The organism is Neptunicoccus cionae (genome assembly GCF_002860325.1).
In the GTDB taxonomy this organism is placed as follows: Bacteria; Pseudomonadota; Alphaproteobacteria; order Rhodobacterales; family Rhodobacteraceae; genus Amylibacter; species Amylibacter lutimaris.
Window position 1 is genome coordinate 278,405 of sequence record NZ_PKOJ01000006.1, and the last position, 24,091, is coordinate 302,495.

At 54.8% G+C, this 24,091-nt stretch carries 22 protein-coding genes and 2 tRNA genes; 17 read left to right on the forward strand and 7 right to left on the reverse strand.

Annotation, left to right across the window (positions count from 1 at the left end; translation table 11 throughout):
- Nucleotides 1–11: 11 nt before the first annotated feature.
- The 7 genes from metA to C0U40_RS15145 all read left to right on the forward strand — a co-directional run bounded on the left by metA (nt 12) and on the right by C0U40_RS15145 (nt 5,537).
- Entirely contained in the window at nt 12–932 is a 921-nt protein-coding gene (metA, locus tag C0U40_RS15115; RefSeq protein ID WP_101656632.1) for a homoserine O-acetyltransferase MetA, read from the forward strand.
- Nucleotides 929–1,867: an alpha/beta fold hydrolase gene (locus C0U40_RS15120; RefSeq protein ID WP_101656633.1), complete on the forward strand. Its 939-nt coding sequence runs from the start codon at nt 929–931 to the stop codon at nt 1,865–1,867. The genes metA and C0U40_RS15120 overlap by 4 nt, the downstream gene beginning before the upstream one ends.
- 68 nt (nt 1,868–1,935) lie before the next feature.
- Complete coding sequence (gene ppk2 / locus C0U40_RS15125) at nt 1,936–2,811, forward strand: polyphosphate kinase 2 (protein WP_101656634.1); 876 nt, start codon at nt 1,936–1,938, stop codon at nt 2,809–2,811.
- A 133-nt stretch (nt 2,812–2,944) separates the two neighbouring features.
- A complete protein-coding gene (locus tag C0U40_RS15130) occupies nt 2,945–3,559 on the forward strand; it encodes a TetR/AcrR family transcriptional regulator (RefSeq protein WP_101656635.1) in 615 nt (204 codons plus the stop codon).
- A gap of 137 nt (nt 3,560–3,696) precedes the next feature.
- On the forward strand, nt 3,697–4,104 hold the full coding sequence (locus C0U40_RS15135; RefSeq protein WP_101656636.1) for a DUF2852 domain-containing protein: 408 nt from the start codon (nt 3,697–3,699) through the stop codon (nt 4,102–4,104).
- A gap of 74 nt (nt 4,105–4,178) precedes the next feature.
- The gene (locus C0U40_RS15140; protein ID WP_101656637.1) at nt 4,179–4,619 is read left to right on the forward strand and encodes an RDD family protein; all 441 of its coding nucleotides are present in this window, start codon (nt 4,179–4,181) and stop codon (nt 4,617–4,619) included.
- An 84-nt stretch (nt 4,620–4,703) separates the two neighbouring features.
- On the forward strand, nt 4,704–5,537 hold the full coding sequence (locus C0U40_RS15145) for an arginyltransferase (RefSeq protein ID WP_101656638.1): 834 nt from the start codon (nt 4,704–4,706) through the stop codon (nt 5,535–5,537).
- 171 nt (nt 5,538–5,708) lie between these two features.
- On the opposite strand, the gene C0U40_RS15150 is transcribed toward C0U40_RS15145, so the two are convergent.
- Together C0U40_RS15150 and C0U40_RS15155 are read right to left on the reverse strand one after the other, a co-directional pair.
- Nucleotides 5,709–5,785 (reverse strand) — tRNA-Asp (locus C0U40_RS15150).
- 46 nt (nt 5,786–5,831) lie between these two features.
- Nucleotides 5,832–5,908: transfer RNA gene (locus tag C0U40_RS15155), tRNA-Asp, on the reverse strand.
- 243 nt (nt 5,909–6,151) lie between these two features.
- Between C0U40_RS15155 and C0U40_RS15160 the strand changes: the two genes are divergently transcribed.
- On the forward strand, nt 6,152–7,024 hold the full coding sequence (locus C0U40_RS15160; RefSeq protein ID WP_101656639.1) for a DMT family transporter: 873 nt from the start codon (nt 6,152–6,154) through the stop codon (nt 7,022–7,024).
- Between the two features lie 141 nt (nt 7,025–7,165).
- Nucleotides 7,166–8,947 carry a sensor histidine kinase gene (locus tag C0U40_RS15165; RefSeq protein WP_101656640.1) on the forward strand — a complete coding sequence of 594 codons (1,782 nt, stop codon included), beginning with the start codon at nt 7,166–7,168 and terminating at the stop codon, nt 8,945–8,947.
- A gap of 24 nt (nt 8,948–8,971) precedes the next feature.
- Here the strand turns inward: C0U40_RS15165 and C0U40_RS15170 are convergent, their stop codons facing one another.
- A complete protein-coding gene (locus C0U40_RS15170; protein WP_101656641.1) occupies nt 8,972–9,277 on the reverse strand; it encodes an ArsR/SmtB family transcription factor in 306 nt (101 codons plus the stop codon).
- A gap of 93 nt (nt 9,278–9,370) precedes the next feature.
- Here C0U40_RS15170 and C0U40_RS15175 point away from each other — a divergent pair, with 93 nt between their 5' ends.
- The 4 genes from C0U40_RS15175 to C0U40_RS15190 all read left to right on the forward strand — a co-directional run bounded on the left by C0U40_RS15175 (nt 9,371) and on the right by C0U40_RS15190 (nt 12,968).
- Entirely contained in the window at nt 9,371–9,805 is a 435-nt protein-coding gene (locus C0U40_RS15175) for a YeeE/YedE family protein (protein ID WP_219619805.1), read from the forward strand.
- Between the two features lies 1 nt (nt 9,806).
- Nucleotides 9,807–10,250, forward strand: coding sequence for a YeeE/YedE family protein (locus C0U40_RS15180; RefSeq protein ID WP_101656643.1), 444 nt, complete (start codon nt 9,807–9,809; stop codon nt 10,248–10,250).
- Nucleotides 10,247–11,164 carry an MBL fold metallo-hydrolase gene (locus C0U40_RS15185; protein WP_101656644.1) on the forward strand — a complete coding sequence of 306 codons (918 nt, stop codon included), beginning with the start codon at nt 10,247–10,249 and terminating at the stop codon, nt 11,162–11,164. The genes C0U40_RS15180 and C0U40_RS15185 overlap by 4 nt, the downstream gene beginning before the upstream one ends.
- A 70-nt stretch (nt 11,165–11,234) precedes the next feature.
- Complete coding sequence (locus C0U40_RS15190; protein ID WP_101656645.1) at nt 11,235–12,968, forward strand: SulP family inorganic anion transporter; 1,734 nt, start codon at nt 11,235–11,237, stop codon at nt 12,966–12,968.
- 18 nt (nt 12,969–12,986) lie between these two features.
- Here the strand turns inward: C0U40_RS15190 and C0U40_RS15195 are convergent, their stop codons facing one another.
- The gene (locus tag C0U40_RS15195; RefSeq protein ID WP_286135018.1) at nt 12,987–13,931 is read right to left on the reverse strand and encodes a LysR family transcriptional regulator; all 945 of its coding nucleotides are present in this window, start codon (nt 13,929–13,931) and stop codon (nt 12,987–12,989) included.
- A gap of 189 nt (nt 13,932–14,120) precedes the next feature.
- On the opposite strand from C0U40_RS15195, the gene C0U40_RS15200 reads away from it, so the two are divergent.
- Nucleotides 14,121–14,510: a hypothetical protein gene (locus C0U40_RS15200; RefSeq protein WP_101656646.1), complete on the forward strand. Its 390-nt coding sequence runs from the start codon at nt 14,121–14,123 to the stop codon at nt 14,508–14,510.
- Nucleotides 14,511–14,629: 119 nt separating this feature from the next.
- A complete protein-coding gene (locus C0U40_RS15205) occupies nt 14,630–15,763 on the forward strand; it encodes an aromatic ring-hydroxylating oxygenase subunit alpha (protein ID WP_286135024.1) in 1,134 nt (377 codons plus the stop codon).
- An 85-nt stretch (nt 15,764–15,848) separates the two neighbouring features.
- Here C0U40_RS15205 and C0U40_RS15210 read toward each other — a convergent pair whose 3' ends face one another.
- Nucleotides 15,849–17,069, reverse strand: coding sequence for a GAF domain-containing sensor histidine kinase (locus C0U40_RS15210; protein WP_101656647.1), 1,221 nt, complete (start codon nt 17,067–17,069; stop codon nt 15,849–15,851).
- 800 nt (nt 17,070–17,869) lie between these two features.
- On the opposite strand from C0U40_RS15210, the gene C0U40_RS15215 reads away from it, so the two are divergent.
- Nucleotides 17,870–18,784, forward strand: a complete 915-nt coding sequence (locus C0U40_RS15215) for a sulfotransferase family protein (protein ID WP_101656648.1) — start codon at nt 17,870–17,872, stop codon at nt 18,782–18,784.
- A 24-nt stretch (nt 18,785–18,808) separates the two neighbouring features.
- Here the strand turns inward: C0U40_RS15215 and C0U40_RS15220 are convergent, their stop codons facing one another.
- Together C0U40_RS15220 and C0U40_RS15225 are read right to left on the reverse strand one after the other, a co-directional pair.
- Complete coding sequence (locus C0U40_RS15220; protein ID WP_101656649.1) at nt 18,809–21,643, reverse strand: non-ribosomal peptide synthetase; 2,835 nt, start codon at nt 21,641–21,643, stop codon at nt 18,809–18,811.
- Between the two features lie 614 nt (nt 21,644–22,257).
- Nucleotides 22,258–22,686: a hypothetical protein gene (locus C0U40_RS15225; protein WP_145991948.1), complete on the reverse strand. Its 429-nt coding sequence runs from the start codon at nt 22,684–22,686 to the stop codon at nt 22,258–22,260.
- Between the two features lie 840 nt (nt 22,687–23,526).
- Here C0U40_RS15225 and C0U40_RS15230 point away from each other — a divergent pair.
- Nucleotides 23,527–24,081 (forward strand): hypothetical protein, encoded by a 555-nt coding sequence (locus C0U40_RS15230; RefSeq protein WP_101656651.1) that lies wholly within the window; start codon nt 23,527–23,529, stop codon nt 24,079–24,081.
- The last annotated feature ends 10 nt before the right edge of the window (nt 24,082–24,091 follow it).

Here is a 24,091-nt window from a genome sequence, read left to right on the forward strand (position 1 = left end):
GGACGCATAAAATGCCTATAACGATCCCTTCCACCCTGCCCGCCTTTGATGTTCTCCAGAGAGAGGGCGTCATGGTGATGACAGATGATGACGCCGCCCGTCAGGATATCCGCCCTTTGCAAATTGGCCTTCTGAACCTGATGCCCAAGAAAATTGCGACAGAGACCCAGTTTGCACGTCTGATCGGCGCGACGCCACTGCAAATCGACCTGACCCTGATCCGCATGACCGAACACCAGTCAAAAAACACCTCTCAGGACCATATGGAGGCCTTCTACCAGTCGTTTCAGGATGTAAAGCACCGAAAGTTCGACGGGCTGGTGATTACGGGCGCGCCGATCGAACATATGCCCTTTGCCGAGGTCAGCTATTGGGACGAAATGGTTGAGGTGATGGAGTGGACACAGACCAACGTGCTTTCCACTTTTGGCGTCTGTTGGGGCGGCATGGCGATGGTGAACCATTTTCACGGCGTGAAGAAACATTTGCTGGATCACAAGGCCTTCGGTTGTTTCCGCCATAAACGGGTGGCAAGCGGGTCGCCCTATCTGCGCGGTTTTTCAGATGATCTGGTGATCCCTGTGTCCCGCTGGACAGAGGTGCGTCAGGATGAGTTGGACAATGCCGGCCTGAAAACCCTGATCACTTCGGATCAGTCCGGCCCCTGTCTGGTACAGGACGATACCCACCGTGCGCTTTATGTGTTCAACCACTTTGAATACGACCGTGACACGCTCAAGCAGGAATACGACCGCGATGTTGCCAATGGCACGCCGATCAATGTGCCCATGAACTACTATCCTGATGATGATCCCGCCCAACCGCCGATGAACCGCTGGCGCAGCCACGGCCATCTGCTTTACGGCAACTGGATCAACGAGATCTATCAGACCACACCGTTTGATATTTCCAGAATCGGGACCGCTGAATGATCCGCAAACTGGCCACAACAGCCGGAGTCGCCCTCGCCCTGGGCTCCGGTGTGGCCAGTTACAAAAGCGCGCGCAATGACGCACGGGCGAACCGCGACTATCCACCTGTAGGCCAGTTCATCACCATCAACGGCACCCGTGTACACTACGTTGTTGAAGGCTCCGGCCCCGCTTTGGTGCTGATCCATGGTGCGGGCGGGAATCTGCGCGACTTTACCTTTAGTCTCTCGGAAAAGCTGGCGGAAAATCATACTGTTATCGCCTTTGACCGCCCCGGGCACGGGTTTACCGAGATTCTTCACGAAAAGGGAGAGAGCCTTGCAGAACAGGCTGCGCTACTGAAAGCAGCGACAGATGCGCTTGGTTATCCGCGGGCAATCGTCGGCGGGTACTCCTTTGGCGGTGCTGTAGCCTTGCGATGGGCGTTGGATTATCCATCAGCGACGCAAGGCCTTCTGCTGATGAATGCAGTTTCAAATCCGTGGGTTTTGCCTCCTTCCAAACTATATGCACTGGCCGCCGGCCCCGTAACCGGCCCGCTTCTCGGCACCACATTGTCGGCCTTTGCTCCCCGTGCTCTGGTGGAGGATACGCTCACTTCAATCTTTGCGCCAAAACCCGCCCCGAAGGGCTATCTGGAGCATATCGGCGCGTCCCTTACCCTGCGCAAGATCACCCTGCGGGCCAACGGGCGTCAGGTGAACGGTCTGTTGCCCCAGATCGAGGAACAATCCCTGCGCTATCCCGAACTTCACATGCCGGTCGAGATAATCCACGGTGCGGAAGATGTGACGGTGCCGCCTTCGGTTCATGCAGATGTGCTTTCAAAGCAGCTGGATAACGTGACCTATACCAAAGTCAAAGGCGTCGGCCATTCGGTTCATCACTACGCGCAAGATGAAATTCTGGCTGCTGCACATCGGCTGTCCCAATAGCGCGCCGGCAGGGCGTTGCACTTCCAGAAAGGCAGCGCCATAGTCGTTTCAAAGCTTAAGAGGACAAGATGCCCAAGACACGTAAACCCTTTGACGGCGCGATTACCAAGTTCTTCGAACAGGATGCGCCCCAATCCATCCGCGAAGCCATCAAAGACGGCAAGAAGGACGAAATCCTCAATCCCGACTATGCCTATGACAAACGTATGGATAAGGACGAATACGAGGAAACGCTGGAAGACCTACAGGTCGAACTGGTCAAGATGCAGGCTTGGGCTGCGGATACCGGCGCGCGGGTTGCGGTGGTGTTCGAAGGACGCGACGCGGCAGGAAAAGGCGGCACGATCAAACGGTTCCGCGAAAACCTGAACCCGCGGATAGCCAAAGTCGTCGCCCTTCCCAAACCCTCTGATGAAGAGCGCAGCCAGTGGTACTTCCAGCGTTATATCAAGCACCTGCCTTCCGCCGGTCAGATCGTCCTGTTTGATCGAAGCTGGTATAATCGGGGCGTGGTAGAGAAGGTTTTCGGGTTTTGCACCAATGCCCAGCGGGATCATTTCTTCAATCAGGTGAATGATTTTGAGGGAATGCTGGTGGATGACGGGGTGATCCTTGTAAAAATCTGGCTGACAGTCGGGCGCGCCGAACAACTCCGCCGGTTTCTGGACCGTGAAAGAGATCGCTTGAAGCAGTGGAAGTTGTCGAGCATTGACGTCACCGGACTGTACAAATGGGACGACTATACCAAAGCGATTTCCGAGACGTTCCAGCGCTCTCACAGCGAGCACGCCCCCTGGACTGTGATCCGGTCGGACGATAAACGCCGCACCCGCATCGCTGCCATCCGCCGCGTTCTGAGCGATATTCCTTACGACGGACGGGACGACGAAGTGGTTCAGACGCCGGACCCGAAGATTACCGGTGGCCCCGATATGTTGCTGTAATTACGGGTCGCCGTAACGCTCAACGAAACGCGCGTGGATCGCTCACGCGCCGGACGCGCCGCTATCGCGGCTTGAACAGCTACCCGCATGGGGTTATCTCCTTTCGAAACGTCACAAAAAGGCAGCGCAGGATTTGGCCCGCAAAGGATACCATCACGGCAACCTGAAAGAGGCTTTGGTCGAAGCGGCAATCGCCCTGATCGAGGAAAAAGGACCAACCGGTTTCACAATGGCTGAAGCCGCCAAGCAGGCAAATGTCTCTGCTGCTGCGCCTTATCGCCATTTTTCGGGCCGGGAAGAGATCATCGCGGAAATAGCACGGCAAGGGTTCGGAATTTTTGCCGATCTCATGGAATTTGCCTATCAGAAGGGCCAGCCCTCTGCCTTGTCAGCTTTTGAATCCACGGGCCGGGCCTATCTGGCCTTTGCCCGTAAATATCCCGGATATTATATCGCGATGTTTGAAAGCGGCGTGCAGATCAACGCGAATGCAGAGTTGGCCACTGTAGCCAATCGCGCAATGAATGTTCTGACGCAGGCGGCAGAGGATCTTTGTCGTCACCTGCCAGCTGACAAACGCCCGCCTGCCAGCATGATCAGCCACCACGTCTGGGCCTTGTGTCACGGAATGGTAGAACTGTTCGCACGGGGGGAACCGGGCACACGCTCCCCCTTTTCTGCCGAAGACCTGCTGGAAAGCAGCATGGGAATATATCTGCGCGGTCTTGGTGTGCTTGATAAGGACTAGCCTCGCTCCACTCCCTACTTCCGCAAAACCTTCCTTTTCCAAAAATTTCACCCCCTCCTCTTGACTTTCGCTTGCGAGACCCAAAATATGTAAATGTAATTAACATTTACATTACGCAACTTGAAAGGACAATCCTTATGTCAACGCCCTCCAACTGGTTTTCCTCCGCCGAAAGCTGGCTCGATGCACGGGGCAGAGGGGCCTGGATGGCCGCCATGATCCTCGGCTTTATCTTTTTCTGGCCTGTCGGGCTGGCAATCCTCTTTTACATGATCTGGAGCAATCGCATGTCTCGTTCGTTTTTCTGCTGTCGTCCGTCCAAGTCTGTCAGCCGCCACAGTGCGCACACACAGTCTTCGGGAAATACCGCTTTTGATGCCTACCGCGACGACACTCTGAAACGGCTGGAAGACGAGCAAACAGCCTTCCAAAGCTTCCTTCAACGCCTGCGGGATGCAAAGGATAAGACAGAATTTGACCAGTTTATGAACGAACGGGCCCGCGATGTGGCTTCTCCTGCTTCACCGGAACCCAAAACCGTGTAAACTTGGCCCTGACAAACCTCCCTGAAGCTGCGCTGCTCTTGCAATAGGGCAGCGCAACCTACATATGAGCGATCATGCAAACGACCCATCACCCCGATCCCCGCCTTGATGCGCAGTTCTACGACGGTGTCCCTGCCAAACGGCTCGTGGCGTGGGCGCTGGACCTGATCGTCGTCATTGGTATTTGTCTGGCCTTTATCATTGCCAGTCTCGGACTGATGGCATTTTTCATTCCGGTTCTCGCTTTCGCAGCGAATTTTTGCTATCGCGCCTTCTGCCTGCACAAATGGTCCGCCACTTTGGGCATGCGCGCAGTCGGCATTGAGGTGCGCAACAGCGCCGGAGACCGGGTGAACACGGCGCAGGCAGTGTTCCACACAGGCTTGTTTATCTTCATCTTCATGTCCGTGCTCGGCATTTTTGCCAATTTCCTGTCAATTCTGTTGAACGACAAGGGTCAGGCGCTACATGATTTGCTGCTCGGGACTGTTGTTATTAACTGTCCGGCAGATTGACACCCACCCCGTCAGAATAGCGGGTTGCAAAAATATGCGGACCCGCGCTAGGCTCTGGGCTGGACCGCTGCCCAAGGAACTGACATGCGCCATACTTTGCCACTGGCACCACAGTTTTACGTGACCGCTCCCCAGCCCTGCCCTTATCTGGATGGCAGGGTTGAACGCAAACTTTTTACAGCACTGCAAGGGGACCATGCTTCTGTCCTGAACGATGCCCTTTCCAAACAGGGGTTCCGCCGGTCCCAGAACGTGCTTTACCGCCCGTCCTGCGCGGAATGTAATGCCTGCCTGTCCGCCCGTATCCGCGTGGATGATTTCAAACCCCGCCGCAGCCACCGCCGCATTTTGAACCGCAACAGGGATTTGTCCCGTCAGGCAACCAGCCCCTGGGCTACCGAAGAACAGTTTGACCTGTTCCGCACCTATCTCGGGGCGCGTCATGCAGATGGCGGAATGGCGGACATGGATGTGTTCGAATTTGCCTCAATGATCGAAGAAACCCCTGTCCGCAGCCGCGTGGTGGAATATCACAGCCCGCCCACAGGCCGCAAAAACAGACAGGAACTGACCGCAGTGTGCCTGACGGATGTGTTGGAGGACGGTTTGTCGCTGGTCTACAGCTTTTTCAATCCTGATATGTATGCCCGCTCTCTTGGCACCTATATGATCCTTGATCACATCGAAATCGCACGGGAAGCAGAACTGCCATATGTCTATCTGGGGTATTGGGTGCCCGGCAGCCCGAAGATGCAATACAAGGCCAGTTTCGGCGCGCTCGAGATTTTCATCAACGGTAAATGGCAGGCTCTGGACAAGCCGGAAGATTTCGAGCTGGACACGCACCCGCTCGCGCAGGATCCAATTCCGGAGCAAGTGGCGGGAATCGATCTGCCAGATGCCCTGACCAAATCCTGAGCTACGGCCGTCCGGCCTCTCGACCCTATCGTTTAGCATCTGACAAGAATGCGCCGGACGATGGGTGAACCAACGCAAACAATGAGTCGCAACCATTTGGAAACATTATTGTATTTCAAAAAAGAAAAGCGGCCCCGAAGGACCGCTTTATCTGTATCAGACCGTTTGGGGTGGCGCGGTTGACGGGGCTCGAACCCGCGACCTCCGGCGTGACAGGCCGGCACTCTAACCAACTGAGCTACAACCGCACGAGGTACTTAAATACCGAGGCGTTTGCCTTCCCAAGCGTTTCAGTGGCGCGGTTGACGGGGCTCGAACCCGCGACCTCCGGCGTGACAGGCCGGCACTCTAACCAGCTGAGCTACAACCGCGTACTGAATCTGCGCCCTACAGCGTAAGGCGTGAGCGGGGTTTTAGGCGGCTATGTTTACCCCGTCAAGCGCTTCTGCAACGAAGTTTGTCATATTCTTTCAGAAAGATATGGCCCGGCCTGTTTTCCTGCTGTTTTCCGGCAGTTGTACTGCCCCCATTTACTTTGCAACGCGTCGTTTAAGGCCTAGACACGAAAGCTTGCCCCTGTTTTCTAATGCAAAGCAAATACTCAAGGCCCCCCTATGCCAAAATCCCGCGCAACACTGTTTATCCTTCTCGGCGCCATTGGCATGAGCCTTGCTGCCCTATTTGTCCGGCTGGTCGAGCAAGCGGACGGTTTTCAGATACTCACTTATCGCTCTGCCACTCTGGCAGCGATGGTGGCCCTTATGGCCTGTATGCGGCGCAGAATCGGCCCCGTCCGGTTTCTGCAATCGCTGGACGGCAAGGATCTGGTTTTGGGGGCGATCCTTTCTCTGGCCTTTACGACCTATATTTTTGCACTTCTGAACACATCGGTGGCCTCTGCCCTGTTTATTCTTGCTGCCTCGCCTCTTTTTGCCACCTTGCTTGCTTGGGGCTGGCTGGGGGAGCGTCCGCGCCCACTGGTCTGCGGGATTATCCTGCTGGCCGTAGCGGGGATCGCATTGATGGCCGGCGAAGGAATCGCGCTTGGGCAAACGCTCGGCAATCTATTTGCCCTCAGCTCGGCCGCTTTCTTTGCGCTGATGCTGGTCACAGCACGAGCCGGCGGCAAAGAGGATGTGCTTGGCGGCACCTTTCTGGGCGGAGTTCTGTCCTGCCTGTTAGCCGCTGCCTGTGCTGTACTGATTGGTGACGGACTGACAGTTTCCCTCCGTGACCTGCTGATCTGCGCCATCATGGGGGCCTTTACCATCGGGATCGGCATCGGTCTTGTAACATGGGGCGCGCCATACGCGCCTGCTTCGGAAGTTTCCTTACTGGTACTGCTGGAATCTGTACTTTCGCCGCTCTGGGTCTGGGGTTTTCTGGGCGAGGCGATGACGGCACGGGAAATCCTGGGCGGAGTAATTGTCATGAGCGCTGTTGCAATACTTGCCTGCCTGTCGGCGCGCGCAGAAGTTACATCCTGATTGCTTTGGAATTGCGTAATTGAACAGATTTTGTTCATTCGTGTAGAAATGAATTCCCTTTCTGTAGATATACCGTGTACTACTCGGCTAAACTGCCGGATCTAATACAATTTCTTTAAGTAACTCGTACCGAGACTAGCTATGACTAACGTGTTTACCCAATGCCTGCGTATAGATCCCGGCGTTCCTTCAGTCCAATTCATCCTCGCAACGTCGTTTATCGTGGCCGCGCTGGCCGTTTGGATCAACTCGCACCGCAGCCTACCGGGAAGTCGCTGGTTCATTCTTGGTATGTTTGCCATGCTGTGGTGGCTCGGGTCGATCGGGTTTGAGATTTCCTCCGCCGGGAAGGACTGCAAGGTGCTCTGGGCCAAGGCCGCATGGCCGGGGATTGTTCTGCTGCCCACCTTCTGGTCGTTTTTTCTTTTCGAATACACCCTGTCCCGACCGGTGCCAAAGCGCATCGTGTCCCTTTGCACCCTTATCATGCCTGCGTTCATTTTTGCGCTGGCTGCCTCCAACCCTTGGCACGAATTGTTTTACGGTGCGGGCACAGTTCTGCGCACGGATACACTTCGTCCTTACGTCTACTACGAGCACGGTCCGTTTTTCTTTCTGGCGATAGCCTATCTTTACCTGCTCACAGTGGGTTGTACCCTGATTGCCGGACGAGCCGTGCTACACGCCAGCCTTGCCGTGCGCAATTTCTTCATCAAATTATTTCTCACCACTGTTATTCCGATCACGACCAACGTGATGCACGTGGTTTTTGACGTTAAACTGTTTGATGTAGACCCGACGCCTTTCTCATTTGCGGTTTCGGTCGGTCTGGTTGTCTGGCTGATCACAGACCGGCGCTGGGTCGACATTAATGCAATCGCGCGGGATATGTTTTTTTACAAATCCCGCGATCTGGTCTTTGTGCTGGACCGCGACGGCACCCTGCTCAACACCAACCAGTCGGCGCAGGATTTCATAGCCGACATTCCAAACCAGCGCCAAACACCAGCAAGCGAACTGACGGCGGTCGGTCCGGTGTTCCGTCGGTTGATGGAGCATGGCGAGCTACCGGATGGCGAAGAAATAACCCATGACGGCAAACACTTCCTCATTCGCGCCTACCCGATTGCTCTTACCAAAGGTCAGGCGCAACTGGGGTGGGCAGTGGCTTTTGTCGATGTGACGACGCAAAAGCTGGCCGCAGAGCGGGCGATCGCAGCGGAACGCGCCCAGGCGCAGTTTCTTGCCACAGTCAGCCACGAATTGCGCACCCCCCTTACAGCCATAAACGGCTCCCTGTCACTGCTCACCAACAGCAAGGCAAAGATCTCAGAGGCACAAGCCGAAAGCCTGATGCAGCTGATGACAAAGAATGCAGCTTCTCTGGCAGCACTGGTTAACGACCTGCTGGACACGCAGGCGTTGGCAAGTTCGGACTTCAAACTCAATCGGGAAAGCGGTGATCTGCGGGAAATCCTATCGGATGCAATTGCAAGCATGGCTACGTTCCTGCCCGAAAAGAAGATCACGCTGGCCTATACCCCCCAAGAACTGCCTGTGCCGGTCTTTGCCGATAGTGTCCGCATCCGGCAGGTGATCGTTAACGTGTTGTCCAATGCGATGAAATTTTCAGGCAGCGGTTCCGAAGTCGGAATTTCCCTGCAAACAACAAGCGATACCGCTACGATATTTATCAAAGACAGCGGCCGCGGCATTCCCCCGAATTCCGAAGACAAGGTCTTTGGCCGGTTCTCACAAATTGCCGAGGGCGCGGAACGTAAAATTACCGGCAGTGGCTTGGGAATGCATATCTCCAGACAGATCATGCTGCAACACGGCGGAACGATCAGCTACGAAAGTGTGCTCGGCGAAGGCACAACCTTTGCCATTTCAATGCCTTTGGAACAAAATCCCGATCGCTAGAGAGTAAAACCGAACCGCACCACCCTAAGGTTTTGCGCAAAACAGCCCGTGCAGGGTTTCCAGCACGGCCGCGGCCTCTGCGCTGGTCAGACTGTAGTAAATCGTTTGCCCGCTGCGGCGCCCCTCTACGAGTCCGGCTTCTTTCAACCGTTTGAGTTGTTGGGACATTTTCGGTTGGGATGCGCCACAGGCCTGTGCAAGATCCCCCACTGACCGCTCCCCTTCGACCAGACGGCACAGGATTTGCAAACGCGCCTCTGAAGACAGCATCGCCATCAGGTTCGCCGCGCTCTGGATATCGCCTTCCAGAAATTCGTCAGAAATATTCATATGCGCCTCATTGAATATACAATAAGATGAATATATAGATTCAGGAGAATCGGACAAGCCCTAAAGGCACCCGACCGGAAAAGGAGTTTGACTATGGAAACGGAATTCACCCCTTGGCTGTCGCTGGGTGGCGGCATGTTGATCGGGGCTTCGGCAGTGTTGCTGATGGCCACGAACGGACGCATCGCAGGAATCAGCGGTTTGACCTCAAGCATCTTCGCAAGCTCCACCAAGGGCGAAGCTCGCGGCGTTTCAGCCCTATTCGTTCTTGGCCTGTTGCTGGCGGCGCCGATCTGGATGCTGGTCTCGGGCAGCTGGCCACAACAATGGGTGCCCTCCAGCCCGCTTCTGATGACCGTCGCCGGTCTGCTGGTCGGATTTGGCGCAACCTACGGCAACGGCTGCACCTCGGGGCACGGGGTCTGCGGTATCAGTCGGGGATCTGCCCGCTCCATCCTTGCCACAATCACTTTCATGACGACGGCCTTCCTGACAGTTCTGGTTGCACGCCACGTTATAGGAGCTTGATATGAAACAGATATTCGCCCTTCTTTCCGGCCTTGTCTTTGGTTTTGGCCTTATCATTTCCGGCATGTCCGATCCCGCCAAAGTGCTGAACTTTCTGGACCTGTTCGGCACTTGGGACCCCAGCCTTGCTTTTGTAATGGGCGGCGCCATTGCGGTGACAGCACCAGGATTTTTCTGGCTCACACGTCAGCGCAACCAACCGTTCTTTCATACCCAATTCCACATTCCGACCCGAACCGATGTCGACCCCAAACTGCTGAGCGGGGCGGCGATTTTCGGGGTCGGCTGGGGTTTGGGCGGTTTCTGCCCCGGCCCTGCCCTGACAGCTTTGCCCATCGGGGCAAGCGGAACACTGATCTTCGTCCCCTTCATGCTGGTCGGCATGTGGCTGGCACGCAATACGCCTGATCTTGGCCGCAGCAAACAGGAAGGAGCCCCGTCATGAGCGATCCACTCAAAACACCCGTGGTGCGCCATTCCCCGTCAAACGGGCCAACCAGCCCTGATGTATGGGGCATCTATGAACCTGACACTGGATCAATCCAGTATATTTGCGCCGATCCCAAAACGCGCAAGGCAGCGTTGATTGATGTGGTCTGGAATTTCGACCCGAAGAACTATCGGTTCAGCACTGAAAGCATGGATCAGGTCCTTGATATTGTGAAGGAAAACGGCCTGATCGTGGAATGGGTGCTCGATACCCACCCCCATGCAGATCACGTCATGGCCTCGGCGCACCTGAAAGAACGGACCGGTGCCCCCAACGCCATTGGCGCATTGGTGCCCGACATTGCAGCGATTTGGGCGGACCTTTACAACCTGCCAGATGCGTTTGCACCGACGCGGGATTTCGACCGGCTTTTCGCAGAAGGAGAACAGTTTTCCATTGGCGAGCTTGAGGTCGAGGTCATGCTGTCGCCGGGCCATACCCTTGGTTCCGTCAGTTACGTCTGCTGCGATGCGGCCTTTGTCCATGATACGCTGATGCAGCCGGATGCTGGGACTTCACGCTCTGATTTTCCGGGGGGCGATACTGATGCGTTGTGGGAGTCCATCCAAAGCATTCTCGCCCTGCCCCCTGAAACGCGGCTCTTCATTGGCCACGATTACGGCACCAAAGAGCGGAAGGAACCCATGTGGGAAGCAACCGTTGCACAGCATAAGTCGCAAAACATCCACGTAAAGGACGGCACCCGACGTGAGGATTACATCGAACGCCGCCAGACGCGCGATACAACGCTGGCCCTACCGATGCGTATCCTTGCAGCCTTGCAGATCAACCTGCGGGGCGGGCGGCTGCCGCAAGTGGAAGACGACGGCAATGCCTATTTGAAACTGCCGGTTAACCGCTTCGATTAACTCCCAAAACCCTGTCTTGCGGCGCGGCCTACGGGCCGCCCGCTCTTTTATCCAAACCGGACCGCGTAAAATGACTTTGACGACGTTCACACGATTTCTGCCGATCCTTGACTGGGGGCGACGCTATGATAGGGACCGGTTTATCGGGGATATGATCGCTGCTGTGATCGTGACGGTTATGCTGATCCCGCAATCGCTGGCCTATGCCCTGCTGGCCGGTCTGCCGCCAGAAGCAGGGCTTTATGCCTCAATCGCTCCGATCCTGCTCTATGCGGTCTTTGGCACTTCGCGGGTGCTTGCGGTCGGGCCGGTCGCAGTGGTCTCGCTCATGACGGCTGCTGCGATAGGCAATATCGTGGACAGCGGCACGGCGGGTTATATCGCTGCGGCGCTGACGCTGGCTTTTCTATCCGGTGTAATGCTTCTGACGCTCGGGGTTTTGCGACTGGGGTTTCTGGCGAATTTCCTGTCCCATCCGGTGATCGCAGGTTTTATAACAGCCAGCGGCATTCTGATAGCCGCCAGCCAGTTGCGCCACATTCTGGGGATCGAGGCCAAAGGCCACACACTGATCGAAATCGCAACAAGCCTGTGGTACCATCTTTACGCCGTAAATCCGGTTACTCTGGTGCTGGGCACAAGCGCCACTGCCTTTCTGTTCTGGGTACGGAGCGGGCTGAAACCCCTGCTGGAAAAAACCGGTCTTTCGCCGCTGTTCGTAGACATCGGCGTGAAAACTGGTCCGGTCCTTGCAATTATAGCAACCACACTGGCGGTTTGGGGCTTTGAACTGGCCGATCAGGGTGTAGCCATTGTCGGAGCAGTTCCACAAAGCCTACCTCCCCTGACCCTGCCCTCTTTTTCACCGGACCTGATCTCGCAATTAATTGTTCCGGCCCTGCTGATTTCGATCATCGGCTTTGTTGAAAGCATCTCTGTCGCCCAAACCCTTGCGGCCAAGAAACGCCAGCGGATCGATCCGGATCAGGAACTTATCGGCCTTGGTGCGGCTAATATCGGGGCCTCTCTGACCGGCGGCTTTCCGGTGACCGGCGGATTTTCCCGTTCCGTTGTGAATTACGATGCAGGGGCTAAAACTCCGGCGGCGGGCGCATTTACCGCGATCGGGCTGATGCTGGCCGCGTTGTTCCTTACACCGCTGATCCACTATCTGCCTAAAGCTACGCTTGCCGCGACAATCATCGTGGCCGTGCTGAGCCTTGTGGATTTTTCGATCCTGAAGCGGGCATGGTCCTTCAGCCGCGCCGATTTCGCCGCTGTTGCCGCAACGATCCTGTTAACCCTGCTTATGGGGGTAGAGGTCGGCGTGACAGCAGGCGTCGCAACTTCGATCCTGATCCACCTTTACAAGACCTCGCGCCCCCATATGGCGGTTGTGGGCCGCGTACCCGGCACAGAACATTTTCGCAACGTCAAGCGCCACACGGTCGAGACCCAGTCCCATGTGCTTTCCCTGCGTGTAGACGAGAGCCTTTATTTCCCGAACGCGCGCTTTCTTGAAGACCAGCTCGCCCGCTATGCTGCCGAAAAGGAGGAACTTACCGACATTATACTGTTGTTTACCGCTGTGAACGAAGTGGACCTGTCCGCGCTGGAATCGCTGGAGGCAATCAACACCCGCCTGCGGGAATCCGGCATCCGCCTCCACCTTAGCGAGGTTAAGGGGCCCGTGATGGACCGCCTCAAACGCAGCCATCTTCTTCAGGAACTGACCGGAGAGATATTCCTCAGCCAGTATGAAGCCGTGGAAGCATTGGCCAATACCAAAGCCTCGGTGCCTTAAAGTAACCGAATACCAGTCCTATCCTTCCGCTTCATCAAAAGCGCCAAGCAATCCGGCCACCTGTTCGCGCAGCCAGATATGGGCAGGACTCGCAGAATGGCGGCGGTGCCAGACCATGATGATGTTGGTGATCTCGATCCGCATAGGAAGCCTGTAGACTTCCAGATTTGCTGCCGGTGCGATGCGTTTTGCGAAAGCCGTTGGCAGAAGTGCGATCAGATCCGAACCGGCCACCGCACGATAAATCCCTGAAAACACGGGCATCGTCATGACCACGCGGCGTTCCCTTCCTATCCTTGCAAGGGCAGCGTCCCCTATCGCCTTGCTGTTGCCTTGGGTGGAAAACAAGACGTGCGCGAGATCGCAGTATAGATCCAGCGGAACCACAGCGTCCGGCTCCACCCCTGCCTGTTCAAACCGTGGATGCCCCTTGCGCGCAATCACGGAAAAGCCGGAACGGAACATCACACGGCTTTCAGCCCAATCAGGCAGCTCGATCTCGGGTAGAAGCGCAAAATCGATATCGTGCTCTTCCATCGCGTGGATGTAACTGTCCTGCACAAAATCCACCAAATGCACGCGCATGGCCGGCGCGAGAGCCTGAAGCCTTTCTGCAAGGCTTGGCATTAGCATCTCGGCGAAGAAGTCGCTGCCCGAAATTTTGAAGTTCCGATCCGACTGGGAGGGATCAAAGTCAGCCGGTCCCTGAAGCAGGCTTTCCATCTCGTCCAGCAAGTTGCGCAAGGGAGTCTCCAGAGACTCGGCAAATTGCGTCGGTGCCAATCCCTGCCCCCGCCGGAAAAACAATTCGTCGCCGAGCGCAAGCCGCAACCGGCCAAGCGCAGCGGACACAGCCGGTTGGGACAGTCCGACCAAACGGGCTGCACGCACAGTCGAATTGGTCCGCAACAACGCGTCGAGCACACGAAGGAGGTTTAAATCGAAGTTATATAAATTCACCATACGAATAGAACATATACTATTTACCGATTTTTCATATGCCGCATATTTTAGTAATATCTTCGTTAATACACATTAACTTTCCCTCTGGGTGGTCCGCAGCCAAGGTTATAGCCAACCAGACAGGCAAATTACTTTACACAACCTGCAACCAGCCAGCGCAATTGCAGGACCAATTTAAGGAGAATTACCATGCGCGGTGTGTCCCTCGGCTTTCTTGTTCTTGCAATTCTTTCCGCCGTTTGCGGTATGATCTGGGGTATTGTCATGGCCGCCACTGCGGATCATTCGCTTGCCCCTGCGCACGCCCATCTCAATCTGCTCGGCTGGGTGACTATGGCGATTTTCGCGTTTTACTATCACCTCGTTCCCAGCGCGGCGGAAGGTATGTTGCCCCGCATCCACCTCGGCCTTGCCGCAACAGGTTTGATCGGCATTGTTCCGGGTATTGTCATGGCCCAACAGGGTCAAGGCGACGGACTGGCCAAGATCGGCTCTATCCTGACACTTCTGTCGATGGTGGTCTTTCTTGTAGCTGTGCTACGTGACATGCGGCAGGGTCACTCCCAACCGGCGGAATAGCGTGGCCGGTAGACAGGTTAACTTTTGAATAGTCTCTTGCTAAGCCGTTCTTTGGAAAAGACAGCTTCAAAAGCGCCGTAAACTGCACCATCCTTGGACCATACCCCAATCCAAGGAAGATTCCTGTGAAAGATGCTGCCCGCGAGTTGAAGGAAAACGTCTCCGAAGCTTTTGAGCGCGCCCGCGCCATGCCACCGTCCGTTTATACTTCCGAAGCGTTTCTGGAACAGGAACTCTCTGCCATCTTCGCCAAAGACTGGTTTTGCGTCGGGCGGGCCGATGCCCTATCAAACCCCGGCGATTACACGACTCTCGAACTCGCCGGACAACCCATCATCGTTCTGCGCGACCGAGAGGGTGCATTGAAGGCCATGTCCAACGTTTGCCGCCACCGCATGTCCACCCTGTTAGAGGGCAGTGGCAACACCCGCAGTATCGTCTGCCCCTACCACGCATGGACCTATAACCTTGACGGATCCCTGCGCGGCGCCCCTGCGATGACCTTGAATGACGGTTTTTGCAAATCGGATTATCAACTCCCGGAGGTGCGGTGTCAGGAATGGCTCGGCTGGATTTTTGTCACCCTGAACAGCGAAGTACCGGATGTGGCCGTACAACTGGCCTCGGTCGAAGACCTGATCGGGGACTACAACATGACCGATTACACCCAGACATTCTTTGAAACCCACCGCTGGAACACCAACTGGAAGGTTCTCGCTGAAAATTTCATGGAAAGCTACCATCTGCCGGTCTGTCACGCCGGTACCATCGGCGGCCTGTCCAAGCTGGACGAAATGGTCTGCCCCGCCGGTGAGGACACGTTCAATTACCACACCATCCTGAAAGATGACTCCCTGCGAATTGCCATGGCCCATCCTTCGAACACACGAATGAGCGGGGAGCGGCGGCGGACGACTTTTCTGCTGGCGATTTACCCGAGCCTTCTGATTACCCTGACGCCCGGCTATTTCTGGTATCTTTCCCTGCATCCCGACGGGGTCGATCACGTCCGCATCAGCTTTGGCGGTGGCATGTCAGATGATTATGCCGATGATCCGGACGCGCAGGAGAATTTCGTCGCGTTGAAAACCCTGCTTGATGATGTGAATGTCGAGGATAAGGGCTGCACGGAAAAGGTATACAAGGGTTTGTCTTCCGAAGGGGCCACCCCAGGGCATCTGTCCCATCTGGAACGGCCGAACTACGAGTTCGCACATTACATCAACCGCCGCATTCAGGCCGCTGCAGATTGAAGTTCTGTTAATCCGGTGTCAGCCGGGCATTACATGCCCGGTAAAAGCCCCCGCAAGCCTGATCCGTTCAAAGCCTTGCAGTCAGTTATGGCATCCTGAAGGTGAAGGTCGTAGTCCCATCTTCGCAAGTCACATCGATCTGCCCACCATGGGCTTTGGCAATGGAATCCGCGATATAAAGGCCAAGTCCAAGCCCCTCGCCCCGGGCGTGGGTGCCACGCCGGAACGGATGGAACAAATCCTGCCGCATGTCTTCAGGAACTTCTTCCCCCTGATTTGCCACGCTGATCTCGACCCCTGTTGCATTATGTTTCCCGCTCAGGCGAACCGGAACGCCGGGCGTGCTATGACGCACCGCATTGGACAACAGATTTGCAATCGCCTGTGAGACACGGGGTGCATCGCAGCAGACGGGCTGGTCAAATGACAGATCCAGCAGGATTTCCCGCTCGCTCGCAGCGCGGACCTCTTCAACGATCTGGTTGAGAGACTCCGCCAGAGGTGCATCGGGAGAGACCTCAATGCGGATACCGCCGCCAAGGCGGGCTTTGGCGTGCATCATAATATTGTCGATCAGATCGCCCATACGTTGCAGAGAGGCCAGCATTGGCGGAACCAGCCTTTGGGCCCCTTCGGGCAAGGACTGCTTGCCCATGAGCCGGAGCCCCGAATGCAGGGCAGCGACCGGATTGCGCAAATCATGCCCGAGCACTGCGACAAACTCGTCCTGAATGCGGGCCATCTCCCGTTCCTGCGCGACCAGTTGCTCTTGAGCCTCCAGTCGTTCCTCCGTTTCAAGACTTTTGCCAATCGCATCGGCAAACATTTCCAGCATGGCAACCGCCCGCGGATGTTTGACATTGCGGGGCACCGTATCAATGGCACAAAGCGTGCCAAAAAAGCTGCCATCACTACGATAGATGGGTATTGAGGCGTAGCTGACAATCCCGAACTTAGCAGCGATCGGGTGGTTCAGATAAACCTCGTCCGTGGACACATCGTTGAACAAAACCATTTCCGATGTGTCCCGCACCGTCTGGCAGAATGTGGACTGGATGTCGATTTCGTCGCCGGCGGCCAGTCCGAAATTCACTTCATCCACTGTACGGCAGGCAACCCAGCGTTCGTTGGTCACACGGGCAACTGCCGCGAAACGCATGCTGGTCGCCAGCATCACCGTCTCCAGAATGGTACCGACGAGATCACTACCGGCAAGTTTCAGGATGTCATCCTGAAAGTCGTGCTCTCCATCCAGAAAAGCGGCATGATCCTGAATGACTGCCTTACGCAGTTTAGCGTCGCTCATAATACCCTCCGGCCGATTATTCCGGTGAGGCGACCGGATCGCATGACGAAATTCACATAGATTCCGTCGAACCTATAGCGCCACTATCTCAAAGGATGAAGTTTGTGCAAGTCCTACAAACCCAAACCCGCCAAAGTTGTTACTGCTGCCACTCTTACAAGCAACGCCGATGCGCAAGACATCCAAACGACTTGCGCAGAAAACTGGCGCCCCCAAACGCACAAAGCCCCCGCGATGCAGGGGCTTTTGCTGGTAGTGCTTGAGTAAATGGTGGGTCGTGAGAGGCTCGAACTCCCGATCACTATAATGAAATCAGACACTTAAATCCATATTCGCAACGATGTAACGGGTGAAATCATGACCCAATTTTTTTTGGACAGCGCTACAGAATGTGTCCACCGGCACATTGGGCGTCCTTTACGCTGGCGAAATACGATGTGTGAGGTGGGTACCGTCCTTTGTCGGTATGCGCAACACGATGAGCATATGCAGGATGCGGATCGCAAGGTCAGGTTACAACCAGTTGCTTGTAGTCCACCCAATCGTACGCCGGTAATGCAAATCAAGAACGACGGACGGTTGGAGCCATCCTTATGCGTACGAATATAGCTGATTTCGCCCGCCTAATCCCGGTTTGGGTCAGCAACGCTGAAGTCTCGCCGTAAGGCTAGGTCCGATGGGTAAACTGTGGTGTCTGTGTGAACGGAAATAAAGCAGCAATAGACAACAGGTCCTCATTCCGGCAATGTCTGGCAGAATCTGGGCCTTAGTCCTTTCTTTTTCCTTAAGGGGTTGTCTGCGTGACTACTAAAGTCGTTTTTATCGCCGGAGCCGGGCGCTCCGGTAGCACCTTTTTATCTCAGCTTTTGTCACAAAACGAGGATTGTCAGAATGTCGGCCAGATCCGCCATCTGGCAGCGTCCATGAACAAGAACTGGCAGTGTTCCTGCGGTCAAACACTGCCGCTATGTGGTTACTGGGGGAAAGTAGCTGACTGCATGGTGCAGCACCATGGAACGAGCGCCATGGAAGAATTGCGTGACGGATTTGCCGCCTTCCAGAAAGCCTCTAACGAGGTTAAGGACTGGAGTGATGCCGCCGCACGCAGTGATATTCGCGCCGCACATACCCGCTTTCTGGAACTGCTGGTCAGTCTCTACCGTTTTGCCAGTGCAGAGGCTCAAAATCGCGTACTAATTGATTCTTCGAAGATCCCCAACCTTGCCTTAGCATTGCAACTCACTGAGGAGATCGATTTATATATTCTTAATTTGGTGCGCGATCCACGCGCCGTCGTTGTAAGCTGGAGCAAACTCGTTAAAAAACCGGAGATTTTGCGACAGCGCGCGCGCAATTGGAACAAACGGGTAAAACGAATGCAAGAGCTGGAGCAATTGCCGGATAACGCTTTTCTGCAGCTGAAATACGAGGATTTTGCAGGCTCCCCTAAGTCAGTGCTCGAGCAAATCCAGGATTGGGCCGGGTTGACGCAGGGCACAAGCTTCTTTACCGGGCTCCAAAGTGCGGAAATCTCATGGGATCGCACCCATCTGTTCCCGCCCGCAAACGAAGAAGTGTTGCAAAAGCAAGCTACCAAAATCGAGATCCGACCAGCTTCTTCCTGGATGTCCGATGCTCATGCTGAAGTCCGCCAGATAGCCGAGAAAGTTAACTTCCCGAAGGCCGCCCAATTGGGCTACCGTAAAGCGCTATAAGCTATCTGCGGGTTCGGAGCATATTTAACCCGCCGCAGGTTCGTACCTTCCAACTGCTAATGCGGCATTGGTAAGCTGTTTTGACATTTTCTCTCTACCACTGAAACGGTTGACGTGATGGAAATCACGGAAATCTTCGGGTTTCAGTTCCAACTCTGAAGGCCGGACGAGCGGGTGACGCAAAGCAACGTCTACCTCGTCAAACAGATTATCGAGGTGGGGCCCTGCCGCGCCTCGATCCTGCGCCGCACGTATGACGGACTCTTCTACCGGATGTACAAACCCCAGCAGACGCGGACAGAAGCTTTCGGCGATCGCGGCTCCCTGTAGCCAGATATTCCGTTGTATTTCTATAAATTCAAGCTGGCCTATATGCGCATTAGCGACCTCGGCTTCGCGTTTTTTACTCCACTGCGCACTTGAAGCTGGCGCCTGATCGGCAGCGTTTCTTTTGCCTTCTCGCTGCAGGATAGTTCCGCCGGCCTCGGTCTCCCAACGGTTCCAAGGATCGATATTGTCCAGTTCTTCCAGAACATAATCCCCCTCCAGATATGCTTTGACGACTTCGATCTCTCGTCCTGTCGGCAAAGGGCTAAGCTGCATCAGCTCCAATTCATAGACGCCAAAGGCAACAGGCTTGCCCAGTTCACGGATCACATCACCTACGTATTCAATCAGTTCGACCGTTCCTGCGTTACTAAGTTTGGCCATCCCGAGATTGGCCGCGCAGACCGGTGTTCCCAAAGCTGAAGCACGTGCCTCGACAACCTTGGCATCTATGGCCGCGGCTACTCCGGAAGACCCAAAGAACAGTGCCAACGGGTGTTCAGCCGCCGCCGCCCAGTCAGGAAACTGGTTCACACATTCGATGGTACGTCGGGATTTATAGTGCACCGTCTTGTTTCCAGTTTTCTTACGGCGCTTACCAGTTGCCTTTCCCTTTCCAACAGCTTTTCCCTTGTTACGACCGCGGGATGCCATTCCCGCCCCAGCCACGGCGGAGGCTTCAGTGTTCGGTTCAAGCAGATGTTTGACCAGTTTAGTCAGCTTGCCAATGCGCATTTCGGCCATATCTGCGACGAGGTTCTGATCCAACTCCAGACCAAAGTGCTTCTCAAGCCGTACCGAAAATTCCGCAAAAGCCAAGGAATCGAGCCCAGCCGCCATAAGGTCCGGTGCATCGAGAATTGCGTCTCTGCTTAGCGCCGGGTTTATCTGTCGAACCAAAGAAATCAATTGGCGGCGCATATTTTTAGTCGTGACACCGAGCCCATCCTCTGTTGACGGCGCGGCACCAGTATCCGTTTCGGCCACTATAGCTGCTCCGATGGCACCGCGATCCACCTTGCCGCTGGCGTTTTTGGGGAAGCTCGCCTCCAAGCGTAGTGCAGAAGGAATCATATAGGAAGGCAGCGCCTCTCCAAGCCGGTCCAGAAGCGCAGCACTGTCGCCATCCCAACCCTCTATCGAGGCAATCAGAGCTGTCGGAACCGGGGACTTTAGCGGCAGCGGCGTCACCACGACGGAACAACCGCCAGTCAACTCGCGAATGCGGGCTTCGATTTCGCCAATCTCGACGCGGTATCCACGGATCTTAATCTGATTATCCGCACGATCGATAAAATGCAGTTCATCCGCCCGAACGCGTTTTACCCTATCGCCAGTTCGGTAGAATCGCCCACCGTGCTGTGGCAGGTCCATAAATGCGGCTGCGGTTTTTTCTGGATCATCCAGATAACCTTGAGCCAGTTGAGGACCGGCCATGTACAACTCGCCCGTGTCGCCAAGTCCTACCTCCTGCATGGCCGCGTCCAGCACCAAGGCTCGCATACCCGGCAGGCAATCACCGATCGGTGTCAGACCCAAGTGCGTCTTCATCTGCCCTGCCTGCACAGGCAGGCGATATCGCATACATGCGATGGTGGCTTCGGTCGGCCCGTACCAGTTTTCTACCACGCTGCCTGTAGCGGCCTGCCATTTAACAGCTAGATCCAGTGGTAACGCTTCACCACAGAAAAGCGAATGCCGTATGCTACTCAGCGTTCCCGGGGCCAGACCATGCTGCAAATTCATTTTCTGTGCCAGCGAAGGCACTGAGAACCAGCAAGTCACGCCCTCACGCTGCACGTATTCTGCAGGGTACTCCAGATCCTTGGCCGAAGGTACGATTAGCTCACCACCGGCGCGCCAGCAAAGGAACAAGTCATGCACCGACAAATCGAATGTCAGGTCAAAGTTCTGTGAAAATCGGTCGGCTGGTCCGTAATTCGTGACTGCTAGAGCCGCGGACAGATATGCATCAAGATTGGCATGACTAATCTCTACCCCCTTAGGCATACCGGTGCTGCCCGAGGTGAAAAGAATATAGGCTATAGGGTTGTAGAGATCCGCCCTTAACAGCGGCCCCTCTTGTGGCACTGCGACAACCTGAACATCAGTCCCGTGGGTCAACTCTTCCATGCGCGCCTGTTGTGATGGGGAACAGATTACAGAGCCAGCTTTGGAACGTTCCAGCAGCATACGATTGCGTTCGACTGGAAATTTCGGATTGAGCGGCACGTATGACAGGCCCAATTGCAGCGCGGCCAGCACACCTGCGTAACTCTCGACGCTGCGGTCTGCGTATATCGCACAGGCAGTGGTAGGTTTGTGCCGTGTTGCTAAAGCGACTTGCACCGCACGGGCGAGCCCCTGTGACAGTTGTCCCAAATCCTCATAACTGAAACGCTTCCCCTCAACCCGCAGGGCCGGGGCAGTTGGTGTCTGATGCATATGTTGCAGAAAATCCTGAGACGCCTGCCAGCCTCCCGTAGCCTGTACTGCTCTGGGTTTGGCAATTACACTAATGTCGCTATTCACTCACTTCACCTAAGCATTTTGTTTAAAAAATGTGCAATTGATCATGTGCCCTAAGACAAGCCGAATTGCAAAGGCAATCCGCATAGGTTGTACATAAATCATCCAAAATTTTACGTGCACAGTATTGGAGGCGATACCTGCCCGTCCGTCTTTGTCGCGGGTAGCGTCCACCGGTTTGGCAATGCCGTTTCTCTTACTAGGACGCGGATTTCATTTATAGAACAGAAGGCCCGACCGAGGGTGCGACATCCAACACCAGCTGCACATAATGCTCCCGCACTTCTGGAGATTACTAGTTCGTGTCTAGCTCCTAGTGCCCCATCATATTCATGTAAGGGAACTTCCGGAAAACCGGGTAAGAATCAAGTTTACCCAATATGCTCGGCTCGAGCTGCTAAAGGGCCCCACCAAGAATGTTCCGACGGCAAGAGTAAAACGAAAGTGACGCAGAAACGGAACTACATCCGGTCGCCCCGGATAAAACAACTGGGTCACGGATCATTCGACCGTTTGCACCCAAGCTACCAAATCGCTCGAATTAGACGCGGTAAAGCGACTGACGGCCTAACCTAGTTATTCACTATTGCCGAGACTTCCCGTTGCCTCAACACGGGCTACTCCAACGCCCGCCCGATTGTCTGTCTTGTCCATTCTTTACCGCGCGACGTTCGCAAACCGAGACAGTTGGCTTCATCGGCAATCGCCTGCAGGGTTAAAGGTCCCCTCTCCCGCTGCAACTTTTGCTGCAGTCCGCGGATCTCGTTTTTCACTTCCCTGGAACGAGCAGTACGCGAAATCGCCGAGGCCTTGCGGGCTTTCCCGGTATTCCAGCGCACTCGTCCTGCTGAGCCGGATTTCGACTTCTCAGGGTGCAGCAGTAGCAATTTGATATCGCGGTCTGTGAAATCGCTTAACTTTTTGCCGTGCCGCAGCGAAAGGATGTAGTCCCCGAATATTTTCAGCTCTTCCAAAAGTACATCCCGGCAGGATAGAGGTGCCTTCCGGAATATACGCGCAAGATCGTCGAGGATAATAAGCCCCATACTTTGACCATGAAACCAATAAAGCACTTGTCGCAACTTTGGCAGAGAGTCCAAGTTTCGTACGCTACGGGAGTAGTCTGAAACGTATTCCACTCTCGTGTCCGGACGCTTTTGTGCAAAACACCGAAGACGCGTCAACTGGTTCGAAGCCGCAGGATGGTCCAACACAGATGCTTTAGGCTTCGCGCCATAACTAAGGAAGATATAACAGATCATGCTTGTTTCGCCTTTGTCACATTTGTGTAGCCCTACACAAATGTGACAAAAATACACCTCCTGTCAAGAGCGCAAGCTGGAGACGAAGCATCAAACACAAACCGGAAGCAGATTTCCTGATATGTTCCCGATCCACGCTTCTACATTATGTAAATAATGTTAAATAAAAATTAAGCTTTATAGAAGAAGAAGTCCGTTCCCTTCCTTTCGCAAAGAAACGTCGAAAGGCTTCCGGCCGCGATGTCGGTAATGCCATTTCCGGATGATACAACCATTGCTTCTTCGACGCGACCAGAGCAACTTGAACCGGAATGTATGCGGAAGCTCGACGCAACACAGCACCAGACGCGCCAGGATGACTCAGGGCGGCGACCGCGCAGCAAAATGATGTGGGACAGCACCGGAAAGCTAACGAGTCTCCAGCAAGCTTGAAACACGCCTGACGCGACGAGCATAACACTCTTAGTATTCAGGACTCTATTCCTAGAGTAAATGTACTTCCGGCTGGTCATTGTATCATAAATGACATCTCGTGCATCCCAAGCCATCCGGTTGCTGACTTGAGAACTTTTTACGCATCCGATACGACGTGCGAGAATAAAAGAGAACAAGAAAGCACAGTTCATGGCTGCGAAAACCGGTCTCACAGCAACGACAGTTGTCCGGACAGTTAAAGCTGAACGGCTTGCTACAAACTCATCGCTCTACGAACTCGGCTCTCCGGACGGCGCCACCTCAGACGAAAGCTTCATACTTAAGTTGAACACTTTGGTCGGTTCACGACAGTTAGGTTATCCAAAAGGGACACCCGCTGATATAGCATCAGCTGTATCAGAAAACGGCATACTGCACCCGGCAGCAGAGCTAGTCGCATTTGGCAAATGGCTCATGATTGACGAACCACCGGAGCTGATCAGTAAAGGAGGCAAAAAACCGGACCCTCGCACTGTTTTGAAATGCACCGGCACTTGTCTCCTAGAAAGACACTTCCGTTACCAGAAGGATAAAAAAGGGTTAAAAAACAACGGACGAGAAAATCGCACCAAAGGCATTACCAAGCACGATGTTTCATTGCGGTGGAACAAACTGTTCGAGGATACGACAAAAGCTTCGGATTTCGATGCAAGACTTAAGTCTGAGCTGCTCCCCATTTGTCGGACAGGATCTGGCGTAAATTAAGCTACTCTCT